The organism is Streptomyces sp. NPDC001880, assembly GCF_053594575.1.
In genome coordinates, this window is record NZ_JBSFET010000207.1 from 1 (window position 1) to 3947 (window position 3947).

The 3947-nt window shown below is 66.6% G+C and carries 4 protein-coding genes; 1 reads left to right on the plus strand and 3 read right to left on the minus strand.

Annotated elements, in window-relative coordinates; all coding sequences use genetic code 11:
• Positions 1-103: 103 nt before the first annotated feature.
• From ureC to ureA, 3 genes are all read right to left on the minus strand, one after another.
• Positions 104-1978 (minus strand): urease subunit alpha, encoded by a 1875-nt coding sequence (ureC, locus tag ACWCQ6_RS36140; protein WP_451096604.1) that lies wholly within the window; start codon positions 1976-1978, stop codon positions 104-106.
• Between the two features lie 33 nt (positions 1979-2011).
• Positions 2012-2440, minus strand: a complete 429-nt coding sequence (locus tag ACWCQ6_RS36145; RefSeq protein WP_451096606.1) for an urease subunit beta — start codon at positions 2438-2440, stop codon at positions 2012-2014.
• A 182-nt stretch (positions 2441-2622) separates the two neighbouring features.
• Positions 2623-3009 carry an urease subunit gamma gene (gene ureA / locus ACWCQ6_RS36150; protein ID WP_388671101.1) on the minus strand — a complete coding sequence of 129 codons (387 nt, stop codon included), beginning with the start codon at positions 3007-3009 and terminating at the stop codon, positions 2623-2625.
• A gap of 637 nt (positions 3010-3646) precedes the next feature.
• Between ureA and ACWCQ6_RS36155 the strand changes: the two genes are divergently transcribed.
• Positions 3647-3947, plus strand: a 301-nt coding sequence (locus ACWCQ6_RS36155) for an ATP-dependent DNA ligase (RefSeq protein ID WP_451096609.1), incomplete at its 3' end; no start/stop codon positions are given.

Below are 3947 nucleotides of genomic sequence, written 5' to 3' on the forward strand. Positions count from 1 at the left end.
CGGTCAGGTGGTGGCGAGTTCCGACGCCAGCACCCGGCAGGCACTGATCTCGGGCGAGACGGTGAACGTGGCGGCCCGGCTGGAGCAGAACGCGGTGGGCGCCTCAGAACAGCAGGTACCGTTGGGTGAGCGGCAGGCTCCTGGGCGGTTTCGGCTGGTCGAGATACCAGTATCCGTTGAGGCTCTTGTGCCGGGTGAGGCTGTGTCCCTCCGACGGGTCGACTCCCGGGATTTCCACCGCGATCTTGAACGTGGCCGGGTCGATGTCGATGCCGAACCGCCCGTCGTTGAAGACCATGTCCGCCTTCCCGACGTCCTTGACGGGCTTCGCGCCCCGCAGTTCACGCCGCAGACCGAGGGTGTCCTGCAAGGAGTCCTTGAACACGCCGTTGCCCCTCACCGTGCTGTACGGGTCGGTGCCGGAGGGCGGGTTGAGTACCTTCTCGGAGACGAACGAGTACGACAGCCGGCAGGCGATCGCGTCGGCCATCGCGGGGCGCAGGAAGGTCGGCTGGGGGGTCGACACCGAACCGTTGGGATCACCGAGGTTGCCGACGACCATGGCACCGCCCTTGATGACCACCTCCGGGCGTACGGCGAAGAACCGCGGGTCCCACAGCACGAGATCGGCCAGCTTGCCCGTCTGCACCGAACCGACGTACGCGTCGATGCCGTGGGCGAGGGCGGGGTTGATCGTGTACTTGGCCACGTACCGCAGGGCACGGGCGTTGTCCCCCTGCCCCCGGTCGGCCCCGTAGAAGAAGTTCGCGTCCTTGAAGGTCTTGTGGCTCCACTCCTTCATGACATGGGCGACCTGCCAGGTGCGGGTCACGACCTCCCCGATACGGCCCATGGCCTGCGCGTCGGAGGAGGTGATGGACATGGCACCCATGTCGTGCAGCACGTCCTCGGCGAACATGGTCGTGGAGCGGATCCGGGAGTCGGCGAACGCCTGGTCGTTCTTGTTGCTCAGATCGAGGTGGTGGGCGGAGGCCAGCATGTCGATGTGCTCGGCGACCGTGTTCACGGTGTACGGCAGCGTCGGGTTCGTCGACGCGGGCAGGACGTTCTGCTCCGCCGCCACCTTCAGGATGTCGGGGGCGTGCCCGCCACCGGCGCCCTCGGCGTGGAAGACATGAACTCCGCGTCCGCCGATCGTGCCGAGGGTGGTCTCGACGAAGCCGGACTCGTTCAGGGAGTCGGCGTGCAGGGTGACCTGCAGACCCCACTCCTCCCCGGCCCGCAGCGCGGCGTCCAGCGCTGCCGGGGTGGCCCCCCAGTCCTCATGGATCTTGTAGCCGCCGGCCCCCGCGAGCGCCTGCTCGTCCAGACCGTCCTTGCTGACGGTGTTGCCCTTGCCCAGCAGCATCACGTTGACCGGCAGGTCGTCGAAGCTGCGGTGCAGGTTCACCAGGTGCTGCGGCCCGGGCGTCACCGTGGTCGCCTTGGACCCCTCCGAGGGACCCACGCCGCCGCCGATCAGCGTGGTGGTCCCGGTGGACAGGGCCTCCGTCACCGCAGAGGGGGAGATGTAGTGCACATGCGTGTCGACGGCTCCGGCGGTGAGGATCTTGCCCTCGCCGGAGATCACGTCCGTGGAAGGACCGATCTCCAGCCCCGGCGTGACCCCGTCCATGACATCACTGTTCCCGGCCTTGCCGACCGCGACGACCTTCCCGCCCCTGATCCCCACGTCGGCCCGCACGACGGAATGGGTGTTCCCCCGCTCCAGAGCAGGTCCGACATCGAGAATGATCACATTGGTGATCACGGTGTCGGGGGCGCCCTCCGCGCTTGTGGTCGTCCCCTGCAGCATCGACTCGCGGATGGTCTTCCCGCCGCCGAAGATCGCCTCGTCACCCCCGAACGTCAGGTCCTCGGTGACCTCGATCCAGAGACTGGTGTCGCCCAGGCGGACCTGGTCGCCCACGGTCGGGCCGTAGGACTTCACGTACTGCGCGCGGGTGATGTTCGCCATTGCATTCCTCCAGCTGGATGTACGAGGGCCCGGTCAGCCAAGAGCGACGTCGTCGGCCCGCTTGTCCTTCCGCAGGCCCGGAACACGGCGCCGTCCGCCGATCGGCACGGCCTCGATCGCCTCGCTGGGCGCGTTCTCGGGGCTGAACCGCATCGAGTCCCCCGGAGCGATGTCCAGGCGGTACCCCCAAGGGGCCTGCCCCGGCGTCTTCGACCGGTCGTACGCCAACGCCCGGGCCGCGGCGATCTGCTCGGGCCGCACGCGTTGAGGATCGGTCAGAACGCTCTCCGCCTCGGTGGCGGTCTCCAGGTCGGTGAAGAACAGCAGGTCCTCGTTGACGTCGGCCAGATGGAAGTGCGAACCGATCTGGATGTCGCGGTCACCCACATTGACCACGTAGACAATGGCCTTGTCGCTTTGCGAGTTGAGCACATGCACCGCGGCCGGGTCCCTGACCCACACTCCTCCCACGTTGTACTGGGAGAATTCATGGGACCGGCTCGGGTCCAGGGCAGAGGGCGGTACGGGTTCCGGATTTTGACAGGGATCTTCCGCAAGACAGGGGCAAGTCCCCGGACACGCGACCGGCATGGTCACCACAGGCTTCGCGGCCAGCGGCTGGAAGTAGGGCATGGAATCCGACCTCAGCGAATAGGAGCGGGCAGCGGGGCGGCCTTCGGCGCGCGGATCGGGTCGTAGAGGGTGACAAGCTTGCGCCCATCAGGGAAGGTCGCCTCGACCTGGAGGATGTCGAGCATCTCGGGCACACCCTCCATGACGTCATCAGTCGTCAGAACGCTCTCGCCCCGGCCCTGGGTGTCACCCTTCCGCTCATCCAGAGGAACGTCGGCATCGCTCATCATCTGGTCGACGGTGTAGTTGCCCGCCCGCGCCTCCTCAATGACCCAGCAACTGATGTACGCCACCGCCTCGGGATAGTTCAGCTTGATGCCACGCTCCTTGCGATAACTGGCCAGCATCCCGGCCACGCTCAGCAGCAACTTCTCCTGCTCTGAGGGAATCAGGTGCATCCGCGCTCCTCTTCGGTGGTAAAAGTGCCCCAGCCCCAAGAAGGGACAACGGCACCGTGCGTCCCCGGCCCACGCCCGACCGCCCGGACACATCCACCGAACTCGGCAGGTACGTCCTGTCAGCCAATCCCCCTGCAGACACGCGGGGCCTTTGCGGTAAGCACCCTGCGAACCCGAGCAGCACCGCGCCAGGCACCCGCCATGTGAACGAGCAGGCACACGCGTGCGCGTGGACTACACCTGCGGATTTCCCGGATTCAGGGACGAACATGAGTCGGCAGTGCGATGCGGCTTCACCGGTTCATCAGCGGAACCACCCCGCGCCGCAGTCGATCATCGCGCCAAGGACCAACATACTGCCGCATATCCGCATGGCCAACCCCGAACGGATGCAAATGCGAACGCTTAGCCGAAACTACCGCTCGTCGCAACGGGAATCGTGCCAACAAATACTGAGTCGCGCAGCCGATCGTCGTACGAGATCCGAGGCCTCACAGGCAATGGACAAAGGCAATCAGAACCGCATTGCCAGACAGGCTCCTGCCAGGCCCACCCGCGTCACGCGCCGTCACACTGATGGATGGCTGCGGCCCTGAACTGAAGTGGCCTTGTCGACGAAAGTGGCGGCGGCGCACATGTGTCTCATGAGACACAGCAAAGTCTGGAGAACGACGGCCACAGAACAGTGCTGCGCCGTACAGAGGAGACCGTCGTGCTGTACGCCCGGTCCGGCAGAGTCGTCACCCAGCACTGGATGGACCTGGCCGTCGCCGCCATGGAACTGCGCCCCGGCACGGCCCTGGACGGCGAGGCCGTGATCTGGCGGAACGGCCGGCTCGACTTCGCCGCCGCGCAGTCACGGGCCGCGTCATCCACGACCCGGGCCCGCGCCCTGGCAACCCGGTACCCGGCCTCCTACATCTGCTGGGACCTTCTGC

Coding starts and splice junctions, on each gene's coding strand:
- ureC (WP_451096604.1), bottom strand. CDS start 1,978: ATGGCGAACATCACCCGCGCGCAGTACGTGAAGTCCTACGGCCCGACC.
- ureA (WP_388671101.1), bottom strand. CDS start 3,009: ATGCACCTGATTCCCTCAGAGCAGGAGAAGTTGCTGCTGAGCGTGGCC.